The organism is Gemmiger formicilis (assembly GCF_016901605.1).
GTDB classification, from domain to species: domain Bacteria; phylum Bacillota; class Clostridia; order Oscillospirales; family Ruminococcaceae; genus Gemmiger; species Gemmiger formicilis_B.
This window is the reverse complement of record NZ_JACJKP010000482.1, coordinates 1-401: the sequence shown is the minus strand read 5'-3', so window position 1 is coordinate 401 and position 401 is coordinate 1. Positions and strand designations below refer to the sequence as shown.

Here is a 401-nt window from a genome sequence, read left to right as displayed (position 1 = left end):
CCGGTCACCTCCACCCGGTCCACACCGGGATAATACACATCATTCACCTGGATCTTGTTCATGGACGGGGCCGTGCGGCCGTCCTGCGTGACGGCGGTCACTTCAAAATACCAGGTCCCCGCCGGCAGATCAGCGGCAGGTACCAGGTACTGGGTGGTGGTCAGCCCGCTTACATCCACCACCGGGGCGGCAAAGTCCGGCGTGGCAGCCACCCGCAGCCGGTAGGTAATGGGCTGATTGTCGAAATCGTAGGCATCCTCCCACCAGAAGCGGACGGACTCCCCTTCGGTGACCGGTGCATACATAAAAAAGGGCATCAGTTCATGCAGGCTGTCGTAAAACTGCTGGTAGGCCAGTTCCACCTGGTCCCCCAGTCCGGCCACAATGGCGTCCCGTTCTTC

Annotated in this window: 1 protein-coding gene; it reads right to left on the bottom strand. The window is 61.1% G+C overall.

Annotated elements, in window-relative coordinates; genetic code table 11:
* Window positions 1-401 (bottom strand): fibronectin type III domain-containing protein (locus H6B10_RS15550; RefSeq protein WP_204652369.1); only part of this gene is annotated, 401 nt, incomplete at both ends.